13 protein-coding genes are annotated in these 17103 nt (G+C 47.2%); 12 read left to right on the top strand and 1 reads right to left on the bottom strand.

What is annotated here, in order from left to right:
* Positions 1-2 precede the first annotated feature (2 nt).
* The 11 genes from murE to lpxC all read left to right on the top strand — a co-directional run bounded on the left by murE (position 3) and on the right by lpxC (position 13510).
* On the top strand, positions 3-1499 hold the full coding sequence (gene murE, locus RJD38_RS03635) for a UDP-N-acetylmuramoyl-L-alanyl-D-glutamate--2,6-diaminopimelate ligase (RefSeq protein WP_065545048.1): 1497 nt from the start codon (positions 3-5) through the stop codon (positions 1497-1499).
* Positions 1496-2854: a UDP-N-acetylmuramoyl-tripeptide--D-alanyl-D-alanine ligase gene (gene murF, locus RJD38_RS03630; protein ID WP_065545049.1), complete on the top strand. Its 1359-nt coding sequence runs from the start codon at positions 1496-1498 to the stop codon at positions 2852-2854. Before murE ends, murF begins: the two co-directional genes overlap by 4 nt.
* On the top strand, positions 2851-3933 hold the full coding sequence (gene mraY, locus RJD38_RS03625; RefSeq protein WP_065545050.1) for a phospho-N-acetylmuramoyl-pentapeptide-transferase: 1083 nt from the start codon (positions 2851-2853) through the stop codon (positions 3931-3933). Before murF ends, mraY begins: the two co-directional genes overlap by 4 nt.
* Positions 3934-3951: 18 nt before the next feature.
* Positions 3952-5268: a UDP-N-acetylmuramoyl-L-alanine--D-glutamate ligase gene (gene murD / locus RJD38_RS03620; protein WP_065545953.1), complete on the top strand. Its 1317-nt coding sequence runs from the start codon at positions 3952-3954 to the stop codon at positions 5266-5268.
* Positions 5269-5316: 48 nt separating this feature from the next.
* The gene (gene ftsW / locus RJD38_RS03615) at positions 5317-6507 is read left to right on the top strand and encodes a cell division protein FtsW (RefSeq protein WP_005594071.1); all 1191 of its coding nucleotides are present in this window, start codon (positions 5317-5319) and stop codon (positions 6505-6507) included.
* Positions 6500-7561: an undecaprenyldiphospho-muramoylpentapeptide beta-N-acetylglucosaminyltransferase gene (murG, locus tag RJD38_RS03610; protein ID WP_005594072.1), complete on the top strand. Its 1062-nt coding sequence runs from the start codon at positions 6500-6502 to the stop codon at positions 7559-7561. The genes ftsW and murG overlap by 8 nt, the downstream gene beginning before the upstream one ends.
* Positions 7562-7572: 11 nt before the next feature.
* A complete protein-coding gene (gene murC, locus RJD38_RS03605; protein WP_065545051.1) occupies positions 7573-9033 on the top strand; it encodes a UDP-N-acetylmuramate--L-alanine ligase in 1461 nt (486 codons plus the stop codon).
* 170 nt (positions 9034-9203) lie between these two features.
* The gene (locus RJD38_RS03600; RefSeq protein ID WP_005594074.1) at positions 9204-9986 is read left to right on the top strand and encodes a cell division protein FtsQ/DivIB; all 783 of its coding nucleotides are present in this window, start codon (positions 9204-9206) and stop codon (positions 9984-9986) included.
* The gene (ftsA, locus tag RJD38_RS03595; RefSeq protein ID WP_005594075.1) at positions 9979-11241 is read left to right on the top strand and encodes a cell division protein FtsA; all 1263 of its coding nucleotides are present in this window, start codon (positions 9979-9981) and stop codon (positions 11239-11241) included. The genes RJD38_RS03600 and ftsA overlap by 8 nt, the downstream gene beginning before the upstream one ends.
* Before the next feature lie 30 nt (positions 11242-11271).
* On the top strand, positions 11272-12495 hold the full coding sequence (gene ftsZ, locus RJD38_RS03590) for a cell division protein FtsZ (protein ID WP_005594076.1): 1224 nt from the start codon (positions 11272-11274) through the stop codon (positions 12493-12495).
* A gap of 97 nt (positions 12496-12592) precedes the next feature.
* Entirely contained in the window at positions 12593-13510 is a 918-nt protein-coding gene (lpxC, locus tag RJD38_RS03585) for a UDP-3-O-acyl-N-acetylglucosamine deacetylase (RefSeq protein WP_005594078.1), read from the top strand.
* Positions 13511-13588: 78 nt separating this feature from the next.
* Here lpxC and RJD38_RS03580 read toward each other — a convergent pair whose 3' ends face one another.
* A complete protein-coding gene (locus RJD38_RS03580; protein WP_065545052.1) occupies positions 13589-14053 on the bottom strand; it encodes a DUF721 domain-containing protein in 465 nt (154 codons plus the stop codon).
* A 320-nt stretch (positions 14054-14373) separates the two neighbouring features.
* On the opposite strand from RJD38_RS03580, the gene secA reads away from it, so the two are divergent.
* Complete coding sequence (gene secA / locus RJD38_RS03575) at positions 14374-17103, top strand: preprotein translocase subunit SecA (RefSeq protein ID WP_005594083.1); 2730 nt, start codon at positions 14374-14376, stop codon at positions 17101-17103.

Below are 17103 nucleotides of genomic sequence, written 5' to 3'. Positions count from 1 at the left end.
GTATGTCGTTAAGTCTCACATTACAACAGTTGGTTGCTCCTTGGCTGCCACTGAGCGGTTTTGCCGCTGATATCGCTGTCGCACAGCTTGAATTAGATAGCCGTAAAGTCACCTCTGGAACGACGTTTGTGGCGATTAAAGGTCATGCCACTGATGGCCGTCAGTTCATTGATGCCGCACTTAATAACGGTGCAAATGCTGTGATTGCTCAAGCGTGCAGTGAAAAGCAGCACGGCTTAGTCGAACTGCGCGATGGTGTTGCTATCGTCTATGTTGCGGATTTAAGTCTACACCTTTCCGCCCTGGCTGGTCGTCTCTACGCTCACCACAATAATCAATTGATTGCGGTGACGGGAACCAATGGTAAAACCACGATTACTCAATTGATGGCTCAATGGCTTGAGCTAGTTGGGCAGCGCGCAGCAGTGATGGGCACCACAGGTAATGGTTTCTTAGAGACATTGCGACCTGCAGCGAACACCACGGGTAATGCGGTTGAAGTACAGCGCACTATCGCTGAACTTGCTCAGCTTGGCGCAAACTACACCGCACTTGAAGTCTCTTCACATGGCCTTGTTCAAGGGCGCGTTCAAGCACTCGCTTTTGCTGCAGGTGTATTCACCAATTTAAGCCGTGATCACCTTGATTACCATGGCACGATGGAAGAGTACGCAGAGGCGAAATTTACCCTATTCAGCCAACATCAATGCCAGCATGCGATTGTCAACGTTGATGATGTGGTTGGTCAGCAGTGGGTGAAGCGACTCGACAACGCGATTGCGGTATCTCTATTACCACCAAACGAAACCATTAAAGCGGACGTGCCAGCGGTGTGGGCGACTGAGGTAGCCTATTCAGAGCAAGGTATTGATATTGCTTTTGATGGTCATTTTGGTGCGGGACAAATCTGCGCGCCACTGATTGGTGAATTTAATGCATCAAACGTGATGTTAGCGATGACGACATTGCTGGCATTGGGTATTGATAAGCAAAGTTTGATTGATACCGCATCACAACTTGAACCTGTGCTTGGTCGCATGGAGCTTTTTACCACCGAAGGTAAAGCCAAAGTGGTCGTTGATTATGCTCATACACCTGACGCGCTGGAAAAAGCACTACTAGCACTGCGTGTCCATTGCCAAGGTCAGCTTTGGGCTATCTTTGGCTGTGGCGGTGAGCGCGACAAAGGTAAGCGTCCGATGATGGCGAAAATTGGTGAACGTTTGGCCGATAGCGTGATTTTGTCTGATGATAACCCGCGCAGTGAAGATCCAGCGGAAATCGTACAAGATATGTTGGCGGGGATGAGTCATCCTCAACAAGCGATTGTGGAGCATCAACGTTTTACCGCTTTGCAATACGCGCTAGAGCATGCCGGCGAGCAAGATATTATTTTATTGGCGGGTAAAGGCCATGAAGATTATCAAGTCCTAGCGGATAAAACGGTGCACTACTCTGATCGTGAGTCAGCCCAGCAGCTACTAGGATTATCATTATGATAAATATGACTCTTAGCCACATTGCCCAAGTACTTGGCGGTGAAATGGTCGGTGATGATTGTGAGATTACACTTGTCTCTACCGATACTCGCAACCTACAAGCAGGCGCATTGTTTGTCGCCTTAATTGGCGAGCGTTTTGACGCTCATGATTTTGCTCAGCAAGCGCTAGAGTCTGGCGCGACAGCACTGTTGGTTTCTCGCCCTCTTGAAATCGCAATTCCGCAGCTGGTGGTCAGTGATACTAAGCAAGCCTTGGGGCTGTTGGGAGCCTACGTGCATCAACAATGTGCGACGCCAACGGTAGCGATTACCGGCAGTTGTGGCAAAACCACTGTGAAAGAGATGGTTGCAAGCATCATGGCGCAACAGGGCCAAGTGTTGTTCACCGCGGGTAACTTCAATAATGATATCGGTGTGCCGCTGACGTTGCTGCGTTCTACGCCGCAAGATGATTTTGCCGTGATCGAACTCGGTGCTAATCATATCGGTGAGATTGCTTACACCTCTGCATTGGTTACCCCGGATGTGGCGCTGGTCAATAATGTCGCTGCAGCGCACTTAGAAGGTTTTGGTTCGATTGATGGCGTCAAACAAGCGAAAGGTGAAATCTACCAAGGCTTGAAAGCGGGTGGTGTTGCGATTGTGAACCTAGAAAGTCATGGTGGGCAATTTTGGCAACCAGCGTTAGCCGATAAACAGGTCAAAACCTTTTCAGTGAGCGATCCGAGTGCCGACTATTACGCTGATTATATCGCGATAAATGCCAATGGTGAAGCGAGCTTTACCCTGCATTCGCCGCTCGGTAGTGCCGCGATACAGCTGGGTATTATTGGTCAACATAATGTTTCAAATGCATTGGCTGCAGCGTCACTAGCGGTGGAGCTTGGTGCTGATCTTGCAACGATTACTGCTGGTCTAGCGTTACTGTCTAAAGTGAAAGGTCGCGTAGAGTTGGTGGCGTTGAGCAATGAAATCCGCTTGATTGATGATAGCTATAACGCCAGCGTTCCGGCGATGAAAGCGGCGGCCGATCTTTTAGCTGGATTTAGCGGCACTCGCTGGCTTATTTTGGGCAATATGGCAGAGTTAGGCGATGAAAGCCTTGCACTTCACCGACAAGTCGGGGAACATGCAGCCCCATTTAATTTTGAACATGTACTGACTTTTGGTGCTGATGCGAAAGCCATCAGTGACGTTTGCCAAGGTCAACATTTTGAATCACACGACAGCATGATTGAGTTTATAAAACAGCAGTTGCCGCATCATACTGGTCCCCACACATTACTTGTTAAAGGCGCAAACAGCGCTGGTATGAGTAAGGTTGCAACTGCGTTGAAGGAGATTTATTCATGATTATTTGGCTTGCAGAGCTGCTACAGCCATATTTCTCATTCTTCCGTCTATTTGAATACCTGTCATTTCGCGCCATTTTAAGCGTATTAACAGCATTAGGTATTTCATTGTGGATGGGACCACGTTTGATCAGTCGCTTGCAAATGTTGCAGATTGGCCAAGTGGTGCGTAATGAAGGTCCTGAATCTCACTTCAGTAAACGTGGCACGCCAACCATGGGCGGTATCATGATCCTCGCGGCAATCATTATTACCGTATTGTTATGGTCCGATCTCAGTAACCCTTATGTTTGGGCTGTGATCTTTGTGCTATTTGGCTACGGAGCTGTCGGTTTTGTTGATGACTACCGTAAAGTGGTACGCAAAAATACCGATGGCTTAATTGCGCGTTGGAAATATTTTTGGCAATCAGCCATTGCGTTAGTGGTGGCTTTTGCTCTGTACGCACATGGCAAAGATACCTCTGCGACTCAGCTGGTGGTGCCGTTCTTTAAAGACATCATGCCGCAACTAGGCTTGATGTACATTGTCTTGACCTATTTTGTTATTGTCGGTACCAGTAATGCGGTTAACTTAACCGATGGTCTCGATGGCTTAGCCATCATGCCAACCGTACTGGTTGCGGCAGGCTTTGCAGCGATTGCATGGGCTACGGGTAATGTGCAGTTCTCAGAATATTTACACATTCCGCATGTTCCTTATGCCTCAGAACTGGTGGTGGTGTGTACTGCAATTGTCGGCGCGGGTTTAGGTTTCCTTTGGTTTAACACCTACCCAGCACAAGTGTTTATGGGTGATGTGGGTTCATTGGCACTAGGTGGCGCATTAGGGACGATCGCGGTGTTGGTTCGTCAAGAATTTGTGTTGGTGATCATGGGTGGTGTTTTCGTTATGGAAACGCTGTCAGTGATCCTACAAGTGGGTTCTTACAAGCTGCGCGGCCAACGTATTTTCCGCATGGCGCCAATCCACCATCATTACGAATTAAAAGGCTGGCCAGAACCACGCGTTATTGTACGCTTCTGGATTATCTCTATTGTTTTGGTTCTTATCGGTCTAGCGACTCTGAAAGTACGTTAAGGAAAACACAGCATGACCATGCAACATTGGCAAGGTATCGAACAAGTTGTGGTTGTGGGGCTCGGTATTACCGGGCTCTCTGTCGTTAAGCATCTCAAGCGTTTACCGCTAGATTTGCAGGTGAAAGTGATTGATACGCGTGCGACGCCGCCCGGTCAAGAGTCACTGCCTGAAGATGTTGAGTTGCATACCGGTAGTTGGCGCACCGATTGGCTATTAGAGGCTGATTTAGTGGTGACTAACCCGGGGATTGCGTTAGCGACGCCTGAGATCCAACAAGTGATCGCCGCAGGAATTCCTGTTGTGGGTGATATCGAGCTGTTTGCATGGCACGTCGATAAGCCTGTGATTGCCATTACCGGTTCTAACGGTAAGAGTACGGTAACCGATATGACCGGCGTGGTGGCGAAAGCGGCAGGCTGGAATGTAGGTGTTGGCGGCAATATTGGTGTACCAGCGCTTGATCTGTTTGAACAACCGGCCGATCTCTATGTGCTTGAGTTATCAAGTTTCCAACTCGAAACAACCTCAAGCTTACCTCTGGTGGCCGCTGCCTTTTTGAATCTTTCTGAAGATCATATGGATCGCTACCAAGGTATGGCAGATTACCGTCTTGCGAAACTGCGTATTTTTGATCATGCCCAAGTGTGCGTGGTTAATGCTGACGACAAAGCGACTTATCCTGATGATGAAAAATCGCTGCTTGAGTTTTCACTAGAGCAGTCAAGTGATGCTTGCGTCATCGAGCACGATGGCGTTGAGTTTTTAGCTTATAAGGGTGAAACCATTCTCGCGGTAAATGAGTTGAGTTTGGTTGGTCGTCACAATGTGGCGAATAGCTTAGTCGTGATTGCGCTGCTCAGTGCGGCCGGTGTTGATGTGAAAGCTGGCCTTGCTGCAATGAAGTCTTACAACGGTCTGACACATCGATGTCAGGTTGTTGCCGATAATCGTGGTATCAAGTGGGTCAATGATTCCAAGGCGACCAATGTGGCGAGTACCCTCGCGGCGCTGTCTGGCCTAAATTTGGCCGGTAAATTGTACTTATTGGTTGGTGGTAACGGCAAAGGTGCGGATTTTAGTGATTTGGCACCCGTACTGGCGCAACTCAATGTGCAACTGTGCTGCTTTGGCGCAGATGGCGATCAATTTGTGCCTTTGCATGCATCTGCTCTGCGTTTTGCTACCATGCAAGAGATCGTTGAGTGGGCAACCCCACAACTGCAAGCGGGCGATATGGTGATGTTATCACCTGCGTGTGCAAGCTTTGATCAGTTCAGTAACTTTATGGCGCGTGGCGATGCTTTTGCCGAGCTTGCCGAGCAGTTTGCTTAACCGATCCTTAAACCTGATTCTTTCAACATAAATGAGATAAACGAGAAGATGCCGTTGCGAAATGCGTTCGCCAATCTAAAACAGTGGTTTACTCACTCTGCACCCGAGGCGCTTTTTGATCGCCAGTTGGTGTGGATTTCGCTTGGCCTGATGTTGACGGGTCTCGTGATGGTAACTTCGGCTTCTTTTCCGATCAGTACCCGTTTAACCGGGCAACCGTTTCACTTTATGTTCCGCCACGCGATCTTCTTGTTCTTGGCATTTTCAACCGCAGCGGTGATCGTACAAATCCCGATGAAGCGCTGGCTGCAATACAGTTATCCGCTGCTGGGATTATCCATTTTCCTTTTGGTCGTGGTGTTAGTTGGCGGTAAATCGGTTAACGGTGCATCACGTTGGATCCCTCTCGGTCTGTTTAACTTACAACCTGCTGAAGTGGCGAAGTTATCGCTGTTTATCTTTATGTCGGGCTATTTGGTCCGAAAACAAGATGAAGTCCGGGAAACCTTTGTTGGTGGCTTTATCAAACCGATCGCCGTATTTGGCACTTTGGCGGTGCTGTTATTGTTTCAGCCAGACTTAGGTACCGTGATCGTTATGCTGGTGACGCTGTTCGGCATGCTGTTCATTGCCGGGGCAAAGTTGACACAGTTCCTTGCTCTGGTGGTGGTGGGCATTGCCGCCGTTATTGGTTTGATTCTCGCAGAACCTTACCGTATGAAGCGTGTCACCTCGTTTCTTGACCCATGGGAAAACCCGTTCGGTAGTGGTTATCAGTTAACCCAATCTTTGATGGCGTTTGGTCGCGGGGAGTGGTTTGGTCAAGGTTTGGGTAATTCGGTCCAAAAGCTGGCGTATTTACCAGAAGCGCATACCGACTTTGTTTTTGCGGTACTGGCGGAAGAGTTAGGTTTTGTTGGCGTTGTTTTAGTTTTAATGCTGATCTTTAGCTTGGTATTGAAAGCGATTTTTATCGGTCGTCGCGCCTTTGAAAGTGACGATTTTTTTGGCGGCTATCTCGCTTTTGGCATTGGTATTTGGTTTGCCTTTCAAACCTTGGTAAATGTGGGGGCTGCGGCGGGGATTGTTCCGACCAAGGGCTTAACATTACCGCTGATCAGTTACGGTGGTTCGAGTTTGATTGTGATGGCGGTTGCCGTCTCAATTTTGCTGCGTATCGACCACGAATGCCGCCTTCATGCGCAGCAACAATCTACACAGAATGCAGAAGATGAATAAAAATAAACGTTTAATGGTGATGGCTGGTGGTACCGGCGGTCACGTTTTTCCAGGCTTGGCGGTTGCCAAAAAGTTGCAGCAGCAAGGCTGGGAGATTCGCTGGCTTGGCACAGCGGATCGAATGGAAGCGGATTTGGTGCCAAAACACGGCATCGAAATCGACTTTATCAAAGTAAAAGGCCTACGTGGTCAAGGCATTGCTCGCCTTATTAAAGCACCATTCCAAATAATCAATGCCATCCTGCAAGCCAGAGCGCATATGAAAGCATGGCAGCCAGATGCGGTTTTAGGTATGGGTGGTTATGTGAGTGGCCCTGGCGGTATCGCTGCATGGCTATTGGGTATTCCCGTGGTGCTGCATGAACAAAATGCGGTGGCAGGTTTAACCAATCAGTGGCTATCCAAGATCGCTAAAAAAGTATTCCAAGCTTTTCCTGGTGCTTTTCCTAACGCGCAAGTAGTAGGTAATCCGGTACGTGAAGATGTGGTGGCTTTGGCTGAACCACAAACACGCTTTGCTGAACGCAGTGGCCCTATTCGTATTTTAGTTATGGGTGGCAGTCAAGGCGCTCGTATTCTCAACCAAACCATGCCGCTGGTGATGGCTGCGTTGGGCGAGGGGTATCAAGTGGTGCATCAAGCGGGCAAGAATAGCCAGCAAGAAGTCAGCGCCGCTTATCAAGCTGAGCAAGTGACACAGGCCGAAACGGTCGAGTTTATCGATGATGTTGCTGCCGCCTACGCCCAAGCTGATTTACTGGTTTGTCGCTCTGGCGCCTTAACGGTATCAGAAGTATCGGCAGCCGGTGTGGGGGCAATCTTTATTCCTTTCATGCACAAGGATCGTCAGCAAGCGTTGAATGCCGATCATCTAGTGGCATGTGGCGCAGCTAAAATGATAGAACAGCCTGATCTGACAGTAGAAAAGTTAGTCGATGAAATCCGCATGCTGGATCGCAGCCAACTGCAAGCGATGGCCATTAAGGCAAGAAGCGCAGCTCAACTAGAAGCAGATAACGTCGTCGCGCAAGCGATCATCGACCTGACCAAATAACGAGAAAGACAATGACGATTAAACATACCCAAGATTTGGCTCAGATTAGAGCAATGGTGCCAGAGATGCGCCGAGTAAAGTCGATTCACTTTATTGGTATTGGTGGCGCAGGCATGAGTGGTATCGCAGAAGTGCTGCTTAACGAAGGCTATCAAATTACCGGTTCTGATATCGCTGAAAACCCAGTGACAGAGCGATTAACGCAAAAAGGAGCGACCGTTTATATCGGCCATCAGGCAGAAAACGTCGCTCACGCGAGTGTGGTTGTTGTCTCTACTGCCATTAATGAAGAGAACCCAGAAATTAAAGCGGCGCGTGAAGCGCGCATTCCAGTGGTTCGTCGTGCTGAGATGTTAGCGGAACTGATGCGTTTTCGTCACGGAATTGCGGTGGCAGGGACACATGGTAAAACCACCACGACAGCATTAGTGACACAAATCTATTCTGAAGCGGGTCTCGATCCAACGTTTGTTAATGGCGGCCTAGTGAAAAGTGCCGGGACTAATGCTCGCCTTGGTTCAAGCCGCATCTTAATTGCAGAAGCGGACGAGAGTGATGCGTCATTCTTGCACCTACAACCGATGGTAAGCATTGTGACTAACATCGAAGCGGATCACATGGATACATACGGTGGTGACTTCGAAACGCTTAAGCAGACCTTTATCGATTTCTTGCATAATCTTCCGTTCTACGGCCAAGCGATCGTTTGTATCGATGATCCAGTGGTTCGTGAGTTGATTCCACGTATTAGCCGCCAAGTGATCACCTACGGTTTCTCTGAAGATGCCGATGTGCGTATTGAAAATTACCGTCAAAATGGCCAGCAAGGTCAATTTACCGTGGTACGCCAAGGTCGTGCGAATCTTGATATTACCTTGAACATCCCTGGTCGTCACAACGCCCTTAATGCGTCGGCAGCCATTGCTGTTGCAACGGAAGATGATATTGGTGATGAAGCGATCCTCAATGCGATGTTGGGTACGCAAGGAACGGGCCGACGTTTTGATCACCTTGGTGAATTTGAAACCGGTAATGGCAGCGCAATGCTGGTGGATGATTATGGTCATCACCCAACCGAAGTGGACGTGACGATTCAAGCTGCGCGTAGTGGTTGGGAAGAGAAACGTTTGGTGATGATCTTCCAACCGCACCGATACAGTCGTACTCGTGATTTGTATGATGACTTTGCCAATGTACTTGAGCAAGTCGATGTATTGATCATGCTGGATGTCTATGCAGCAGGTGAGAAGGCTATTGCGGGTGCTGATGGACGTTCATTGTGCCGTACCATTCGTAGCCGCGGTAAGATTGATCCTATCTTTGTTCCAGAAACGGAAGCTCTGCCTGCAATTTTGGCAAATGTTTTACAAGACGGTGACTTAGTACTAACCCAAGGCGCAGGTGATGTGGGCAAAGTAGCGAAACAGCTCGCTGCGTTAGAGCTGAATATTGATCAAATGCTGACAATCTAGGCCGTTTTTTGAATATTTAGCGCATTTCTAGCGTTAAAGCTATGATTTCTTACTTTCAAGGTTTGATACTTTTAGTGACCCCAGTATAATCCGAGGGTTAAAGCAAGTGCTTTGGCCTATACGAAGAGATAGGAATAACAATTGCGAGCATTAGCGAAGGACAACGGACTTTGATTAGAACTGTTTTTAACCAAGGACGTCGTTTAATCGATTTTCCACTAGTAAAAAAACACGCCGTTGGCGCCAGTTTTTTACTGGTGGTAGTGGTATTGATTGGCTCTCTGCTTTATTCCACCGTCTCGTGGATGTGGGATGATCAACGCTTACCGTTATCGAAGCTGGTTCTGCAAGGTGATTTAGAATACGTCACAGCATTGGATGTGCAGCGCGCATTTTCCAAGTTGGATCATGTCGGTACTTTTATGTCGCAAGATGTAGACGTATTGCAAGATAGCATCGAATCATTGCCTTGGGTTGCCAATGCCTCAATTCGTAAACAGTGGCCAGACACGGTAAAAGTTTTTCTTACCGAGCATCACGCAGAAGCTATTTGGAATGGCAATGCACTATTAAATGATGCTGGTAAAGTGTTTGACGGTGATATTGGTAAGCTCCACGGAGAACGCGTTAAGCTTTATGGCCCTGAAGGGACAAGTGCAGACGTGTTGGCGACTTGGCATAAATTGAGTCAGCAATTTGCGCCGTTGGATCTCACCATTACCTCGTTGGTTCTTAATGATCGCCGAGCATGGCAGATCATTCTCGATAACGGCATTCGTTTGGAGCTAGGTAAAGAATCACTGGATGAACGCATAGACCGTTTTATTTCGCTATACCAAAATCTAGGTAGTGACGCGTTAAGAGTCAGCTATATCGATCTTAGGTATGATACGGGGGCCGCGGTTGGCTGGTTCCCTGAACAAGAGTTAGAACAAGAGAGTACAGATGACTAAGACCGCTGATGACAACATTATTGTTGGTCTTGATATAGGCACTGCGACCGTATCGGCTCTAGTTGGCGAGATTTTACCGGATGGTCAAATCAATATCATTGGCGCAGGTACCAGCCCTTCACGTGGCATGGATAAAGGCGGCGTCAACGATCTTGAATCAGTGGTGAAGTCCGTTCAACGTGCAGTTGATCAAGCGGAGCTGATGGCTGAATGCCAAATCCGTAATGTATTCATTTCTATATCAGGTCGCCATATTGCGAGCCGTATAGAAAAAGGGATGGGAACTATTTCAGATGAAGAGGTCTCACAAGAAGATATGGATCGTGCGATTCATACCGCTAAATCAATAAAAATTGGTGATGAACAGCGCATTCTTCATGTTATCCCGCAGGAATTTACCATTGATTACCAAGAAGGGATTAAAAACCCGCTAGGTTTATCAGGTGTACGCATGGAAGTGAGTGTGCACTTAATCTCTTGTCACAATGATATGGCAAGAAATATTATTAAGGCTGTTGAACGTTGTGGTTTGACGGTTGAGCATCTGGTTTATTCCGGTCTGGCAGCAAGTAATGCTGTTATTACTGAAGATGAACGTGAGCTGGGTGTGTGTGTCGTTGATATCGGCGCGGGTACCATGGATGTTTCCATTTGGACCGGCGGCGCACTGCGTCACACTGAAGTTTTTTCATACGCAGGCAATGCGGTGACCAGTGATATCGCTTTTGCGTTTGGCACTCCTGTGAGTGATGCAGAAGAGATAAAAGTAAAATACGGCTGTGCTCTTAGTGAGCTGGTTAGTAAAGACGACACGGTTAACGTCCCAAGTGTCGGTGGGCGACCATCACGCAGTTTACAACGACAAACTTTGTCGGAAGTGATTGAGCCGAGATATACTGAACTTATGGGATTGGTTAATCAAACTATCGATACCGTTCAAGATAAGTTGCGCGAAGAAGGCATTAAACATCATTTAGCAGCCGGTGTGGTGCTAACGGGTGGTGCCGCGCAAATTGAAGGTTTGGTAGAATGTGCGGAGCGCGTGTTCCGCAACCAAGTTCGAGTTGGCAAACCTCTAGAGGTGAGCGGCTTAACAGATTACGTAAAAGAGCCGTATCATTCTACGGCAGTTGGTTTACTTCATTACGCAAGAGACAGTCAGATTAATGATGACACTGAATACAGCGAACCTAAACGCCAACCAGTGACCTCAATGTTCGATCGCTTACGTAACTGGATACAAAAAGAGTTTTAACCTGAGCAGCAGGAAAAACGGAGATAACACATGTTTGAACCGATGATGGAAATGTCTGACGATGCGGTAATCAAAGTCGTTGGGGTTGGTGGCGGTGGCGGTAACGCCGTTGAGCACATGGTACGTGAGTCCATTGAAGGTGTGGAATTCATCAGTATTAATACTGATGCGCAAGCACTGCGTAAAACTAGCGTGAACAGCGTCATTCAGATTGGCGGTGACATGACAAAAGGTCTTGGCGCTGGAGCGAACCCTCAAGTAGGACGTGACGCTGCTCTCGAAGATCGAGATAGAATTAAAGAAGAGCTAACCGGTGCCGATATGGTATTTATCGCAGCGGGAATGGGCGGTGGTACCGGTACTGGTGCTGCACCTGTTATTGCTGAAGTTGCCAAAGAGTTAGGTATCCTAACGGTTGCGGTAGTAACAAAGCCTTTTAGCTTTGAAGGTAAGAAGCGTTTGGCATTTGCTGAGCAAGGTATCGAAGAGCTGTCTAAGCACGTCGATTCTTTGATCACTATCCCGAACGAGAAACTACTGAAAGTACTAGGTCGCGGAATCACTCTACTTGAAGCTTTTGCTAGTGCGAACGACGTACTTAAAAATGCAGTTCAAGGTATTGCTGAGCTGATTACTCGCCCAGGTATGATCAACGTCGACTTTGCGGACGTTCGTACCGTGATGTCGGAAATGGGTCATGCCATGATGGGTAGCGGCGTAGCAAAAGGCGAAGATCGTGCAGAAGAAGCGGCAGAGATGGCTATCTCAAGCCCACTTCTAGAAGACATCGATCTTGCTGGTGCTCGTGGTGTTCTTGTGAACATTACGGCTGGCCTAGATATGCGTCTAGACGAGTTTGAAACTGTGGGTAACACAGTGAAAGCGTTTGCATCAGACAACGCAACGGTTGTTATTGGTACTTCACTTGATCCTGATATGGCGGATGAGATTCGCGTAACAGTAGTTGCAACAGGTATTGGTAACGAGAAAAAGCCTGACATCACATTAGTGGCGGGCGGCAAAGCGAAAGTGGCACCGGTAGCACAACCTCAGTCACAAGTCGCAACTCAGCAACCAGCAGCGGTAAAAGTAGAAGAGAAACCGGCACAGACATTGCAGGAAAAACCGCAAGTCACTTCACAGCCGGCAAGCTCTGCGTCAGCAAGCAATGGCTCAGGCCAAAGCACGGCGCCGAAAGTAGAAAAAGATGGTTATTTAGATATTCCAGCGTTTCTACGTCGTCAAGCTGACTAATCGCGTCAATTTTTGACATGGTTCTAAAATGTGGTATGATTCGCGGCCGATGATTTCATCGTCCGTGATTTGTAGCACTAAACCCTGAGGCAAGCAGATGATCAGACAACGTACTCTGAAAGAAATAGTGAAAACGATCGGTGTTGGTTTACACTCCGGCCGTAAAGTCGCTTTAACTCTTCGCCCAGCTGCTGCAAACACAGGTGTTATTTACCGTCGTACCGATGTAAATCCACCTGTTGATTTTCCAGCGGACCCAGAATCAGTTCGTGACACCATGCTGTGTACTGCACTTGTGAACGACCAAGGTATTCGTATCTCAACGGTTGAACACTTGAATGCGGCATTAGCAGGCATGGGTATCGATAACGTCATTATTGAAGTGGATGCACCTGAAATTCCAATTATGGATGGCAGTGCGAGCCCATTCGTATTCTTGCTTCAACAAGCAGGTATCGAAGAGCAAAACGCAGCAAAACGCTTCATCCGTATTAAGAAACCTGTTCGCTTTGAAGATGGCGACAAATGGGCTGAATTTAAGCCTTATAACGGTTTCCGTATGGACTTTGAGATTGAATTCAATCACCCAGCCATCGACGCTGACGAGCAACACCTAGTGTTTGATTTCTCATCACAAGATTTTGTGAAGCAGATTTCACGAGCTCGTACCTTTGGTTTTATGCGTGATATTGAATACCTTCAATCACAAAACCTTGTTTTAGGCGGCAGCTTTGATAACGCTATCGTACTGGACGAATACCGCATTCTGAATGAAGAAGGTCTGCGCTTTGAGAACGAATTCGTGACTCATAAAGTGTTAGACGCGATTGGTGACCTTTACATGTGTGGCCACCCAATCATCGGTGAATTCCGTGCATTCAAATCAGGCCATGGTTTAAATAACCAACTTCTACGTTCAGTACTTGCTGATCAAGAAGCTTGGGAATGGGTTACTTTTGAAGAAGAGCAAACCTCACCGGTTGCCTTCGCTGACCCAAGCATGGTTCTAGCGTAAGCGCGAAAGAATAAAAAAAACCAGTCAATCGACTGGTTTTTTTACGTCTAAATTTAGTTAACGGTATGCAAACGGCGATTATTGCTCTTGCTTACGTTGAGCTAATTTGGCCAAGCTTTCTAAGCGAGCCTTAATTTTTGGTGGTGCATTTTCAGCGATACCTTGCAAATACTCTGCGGCGATATCTGAAATCGGCTCACGTGGCTTTATATCCTGTGGTTTATATTCGTTGCGGCTACGATATAGATCAGGATTAATCTGCACATCAATTGCAATTAAACGAGCGAAACCTTGGCTGCGCAATTGGCTCAGAATGTGTAAGCGATCATAGCTTAGCTTCATTTTCATTGCGGCACTGGCGACCTCAATCACCAACTGACCATCGCGCACATTTGCCGCGCGGCAATGATCCACCGTTTGTTTAGGTAAAATTTCTTTCAGCAGCTCATTAATCGCCATGATCTCTTTGGCATGCTTTTGCAAATCCGCAAAGCGAGAATCGGAGATAATATCGTTACTGAGCGTGGGACGATGGTCGCGCATGAGAGGCTCTTATCAAAGGTGATAGTGTTAGTTTAACCAACCCAGCACCAAGCGAATAGCCCAATAACGGATAAAGTTACGCCATTCAAGGGCAAAAAATCACAAGTGCTTCAAACAAATCACTAACAGATTGGTTGTTCGTGATAAAATTCCTTAAACTACTCCCCACTTAAAAATCAGTTAAGCCTTGAAAATTTGAGTTCTCACCACAATATTTGGGATTAATGATTTAACTCAGTATTCTTAGTTTAAAACTGGTAGAGACTGAAGGCATTAAGATACGATCGTGCCCGATCGAATGATAGAGAGATTCATACAAGATGATTACTAAGCTACTGACAAAGGTAATTGGCAGTCGCAATGACCGTACCTTGCGTCGCCTTAAGAAAATTGTAAAAGAGATCAATAATTACGAGCCAACGTTTGAAGCTCTCTCTGATGAAGAACTAAAGGCTAAAACGGTAGAGTTCCGCCTGCGCTTAGAGCAAGGTGAAGACCTTGATAAATTGTTACCTGAAGCATTTGCTACGGTACGTGAAGCGTCTAAACGTGTTTACGGTATGCGTCACTTCGACATGCAGTTGGTTGGCGGCATGGTGCTTAACGCAGGCCAAATTGCAGAGATGCGTACTGGTGAAGGTAAAACGCTAACGGCGACCTTACCAGCTTACCTTAACGCGCTTCCTGGTCATGGTGTTCACATTGTAACGGTGAATGACTACCTTGCTTCTCGTGATGCGGAAACGAACCGCCCATTATTCGAATTCTTAGGTATGACGGTTGGCGTTAACGTGCCAAACATGCCTCCTCAAGCGAAAAAAGAAGCTTACCTAGCCGATATTCTATACGGCACAAATAACGAATTTGGTTTTGACTACCTACGTGACAACATGGCTTTCCGTGCGGAAGACCGCGTTCAACGTTCTCGTTTCTTCGCTGTTGTCGATGAAGTGGACTCGATCTTAATCGATGAAGCGCGTACCCCTTTGATTATCTCCGGCCCTGCAGAAGACAGCTCAGATCTTTACACACGTATCAATACGTTGATCCCTGAGCTGCAAAAACAAGACCAAGAAGATTCAGAAGAGTACCGTGGTGATGGTCACTACACCGTTGATGAGAAAACTAAGCAAGTTTACTTAACGGAAACTGGCCAAGAGTTTGTTGAAGAACTGATGGTGAAAAATGGCCTAATGGAAGAGGGTGATACGCTTTACTCACCGACCAATATTAGCCTATTGCATCATGTAAACGCGGCACTGCGTGCCCACGTTCTGTTCGAGAAAAACGTCGACTACATCGTCAATGAAGAAGGCGAAGTGGTTATCGTTGATGAACACACCGGCCGTACAATGCCGGGTCGTCGTTGGTCAGAGGGTCTGCATCAAGCAGTGGAAGCAAAAGAAGGCGTTAAGATCCAAAACGAGAACCAAACACTCGCATCGATCACCTTCCAGAACTTCTTCCGCCTTTACGACAAACTGTCAGGCATGACAGGTACAGCAGACACTGAAGCATTTGAATTTCAATCAATCTACGGTTTGGAAACGGTGGTAATCCCAACCAACAAACCAATGATTCGTAACGATATGCCAGATATGGTCTACCGCACTGAAGTTGATAAGTTCAATGCGATCATTGAAGACATTAAAGAGCGCGTTGCGAAAGGTCAGCCATCATTGGTGGGTACCGTCTCGATTGAAAAATCTGAGCTACTTTCTAATGCACTGCAAAAAGCCAAGATTAAGCACAATGTTTTGAACGCTAAGTTCCACGAACGTGAAGCGGAAATTGTTGCCGAAGCGGGTACTCCGGGTGCGGTTACGATTGCAACCAACATGGCAGGTCGTGGTACCGATATCGTGTTAGGTGGCAGCTGGCAGTCTAAAGTTGAACAACTTGATAACCCAACGAAAGAACAAATCGACGCGATTAAAGCGGAATGGAAAGTCATCCATGATCAAGTTCTTGCTGCGGGTGGTCTACACATCATTGGTACTGAGCGTCACGAATCTCGCCGTATCGATAACCAGCTACGTGGTCGTTCTGGCCGCCAAGGCGATGCAGGCTCTTCACGCTTCTACCTATCAATGGAAGACTCTCTTCTGCGTATCTTTACTTCAGACCGCATGGCGAGCTTAATCCAAAGTGGTATGGAAGAAGGTGAAGCGATTGAATCGAAGATGTTGTCTCGTTCAATTGAAAAAGCGCAACGTAAAGTAGAAGGTCGCAACTTCGACATTCGTAAGCAGCTACTTGAATACGATGATGTAGCGAACGATCAACGTAAAGTCGTCTACGAGCTACGTGATGAGCTAATGGTTGCTGAAGATATCAGTGAGATGATCGAGCAAAACCGTGCTGACGTATTGACGGCAATGATCGACGAATACATTCCACCTCAATCTCTTGAAGAGATGTGGGATGTTGAAGGTTTGCAACACCGCTTGAAGAACGACTTTGATATTGAAGCGCCAATTCAACAGTGGCTAGAAGCCGATGACAAACTTTACGAAGAAGCACTACGTGAAAAAATCATCGAACTTGCCGTTGAAGTGTATCGTAAGAAAGAAGAAGTCGTTGGCGAGCAAGTGCTACGCAACTTCGAAAAATCAGTGATGCTACAAACACTCGATACACTGTGGAAAGAGCACCTAGCAGCGATGGATCACCTACGCCAAGGTATCCACCTACGTGGCTATGCACAGAAAAACCCGAAACAAGAGTACAAACGTGAATCGTTTGAACTGTTTGAAGGTTTGCTAGATTCACTGAAAACCGACGTTATCATGGTGTTGTCACGTGTACGTGTTCAACAACAAGAAGAAGTTGAGCGTATGGAAGAGCAACGTCGTGCACAAGCAGAAGCGGCGGCACGTCTTGCACATGCTCAACATGCGAGCGCAGAAAACCCTCTTGCTGATGGCGAAGAAGCGGCAGAAGCACAGCCACAAACCGTGGTTCGTGATGAGCGCAAAGTCGGTCGTAATGAGCCTTGCCCATGTGGTAGCGGCAAAAAGTACAAGCAGTGTCACGGTCAAATTGGCTAA

Source organism: Vibrio scophthalmi (assembly GCF_040869025.1).
In the GTDB taxonomy this organism is placed as follows: Bacteria; Pseudomonadota; Gammaproteobacteria; order Enterobacterales; family Vibrionaceae; genus Vibrio; species Vibrio scophthalmi.
The sequence above is the reverse complement of the archived record's forward strand: the minus strand, read 5'-3'. Positions and strand labels throughout refer to the sequence as shown.

What these genes read in the sequence shown, in the direction of transcription:
- RJD38_RS03580 (WP_065545052.1), bottom strand. Translation starts at nt 14,053, where the DNA reads ATGCGCGACCATCGTCCCACGCTCAGTAACGATATTATCTCCGATTCT.
- ftsA (WP_005594075.1), top strand. Translation starts at nt 9,979, where the DNA reads ATGACTAAGACCGCTGATGACAACATTATTGTTGGTCTTGATATAGGC.
- murG (WP_005594072.1), top strand. Translation starts at nt 6,500, where the DNA reads ATGAATAAAAATAAACGTTTAATGGTGATGGCTGGTGGTACCGGCGGT.
- murC (WP_065545051.1), top strand. Translation starts at nt 7,573, where the DNA reads ATGACGATTAAACATACCCAAGATTTGGCTCAGATTAGAGCAATGGTG.
- lpxC (WP_005594078.1), top strand. Translation starts at nt 12,593, where the DNA reads ATGATCAGACAACGTACTCTGAAAGAAATAGTGAAAACGATCGGTGTT.
- murF (WP_065545049.1), top strand. Translation starts at nt 1,496, where the DNA reads ATGATAAATATGACTCTTAGCCACATTGCCCAAGTACTTGGCGGTGAA.
- murE (WP_065545048.1), top strand. Translation starts at nt 3, where the DNA reads ATGTCGTTAAGTCTCACATTACAACAGTTGGTTGCTCCTTGGCTGCCA.
- secA (WP_005594083.1), top strand. Translation starts at nt 14,374, where the DNA reads ATGATTACTAAGCTACTGACAAAGGTAATTGGCAGTCGCAATGACCGT.
- ftsZ (WP_005594076.1), top strand. Translation starts at nt 11,272, where the DNA reads ATGTTTGAACCGATGATGGAAATGTCTGACGATGCGGTAATCAAAGTC.
- murD (WP_065545953.1), top strand. Translation starts at nt 3,952, where the DNA reads ATGCAACATTGGCAAGGTATCGAACAAGTTGTGGTTGTGGGGCTCGGT.
- mraY (WP_065545050.1), top strand. Translation starts at nt 2,851, where the DNA reads ATGATTATTTGGCTTGCAGAGCTGCTACAGCCATATTTCTCATTCTTC.
- ftsW (WP_005594071.1), top strand. Translation starts at nt 5,317, where the DNA reads ATGCCGTTGCGAAATGCGTTCGCCAATCTAAAACAGTGGTTTACTCAC.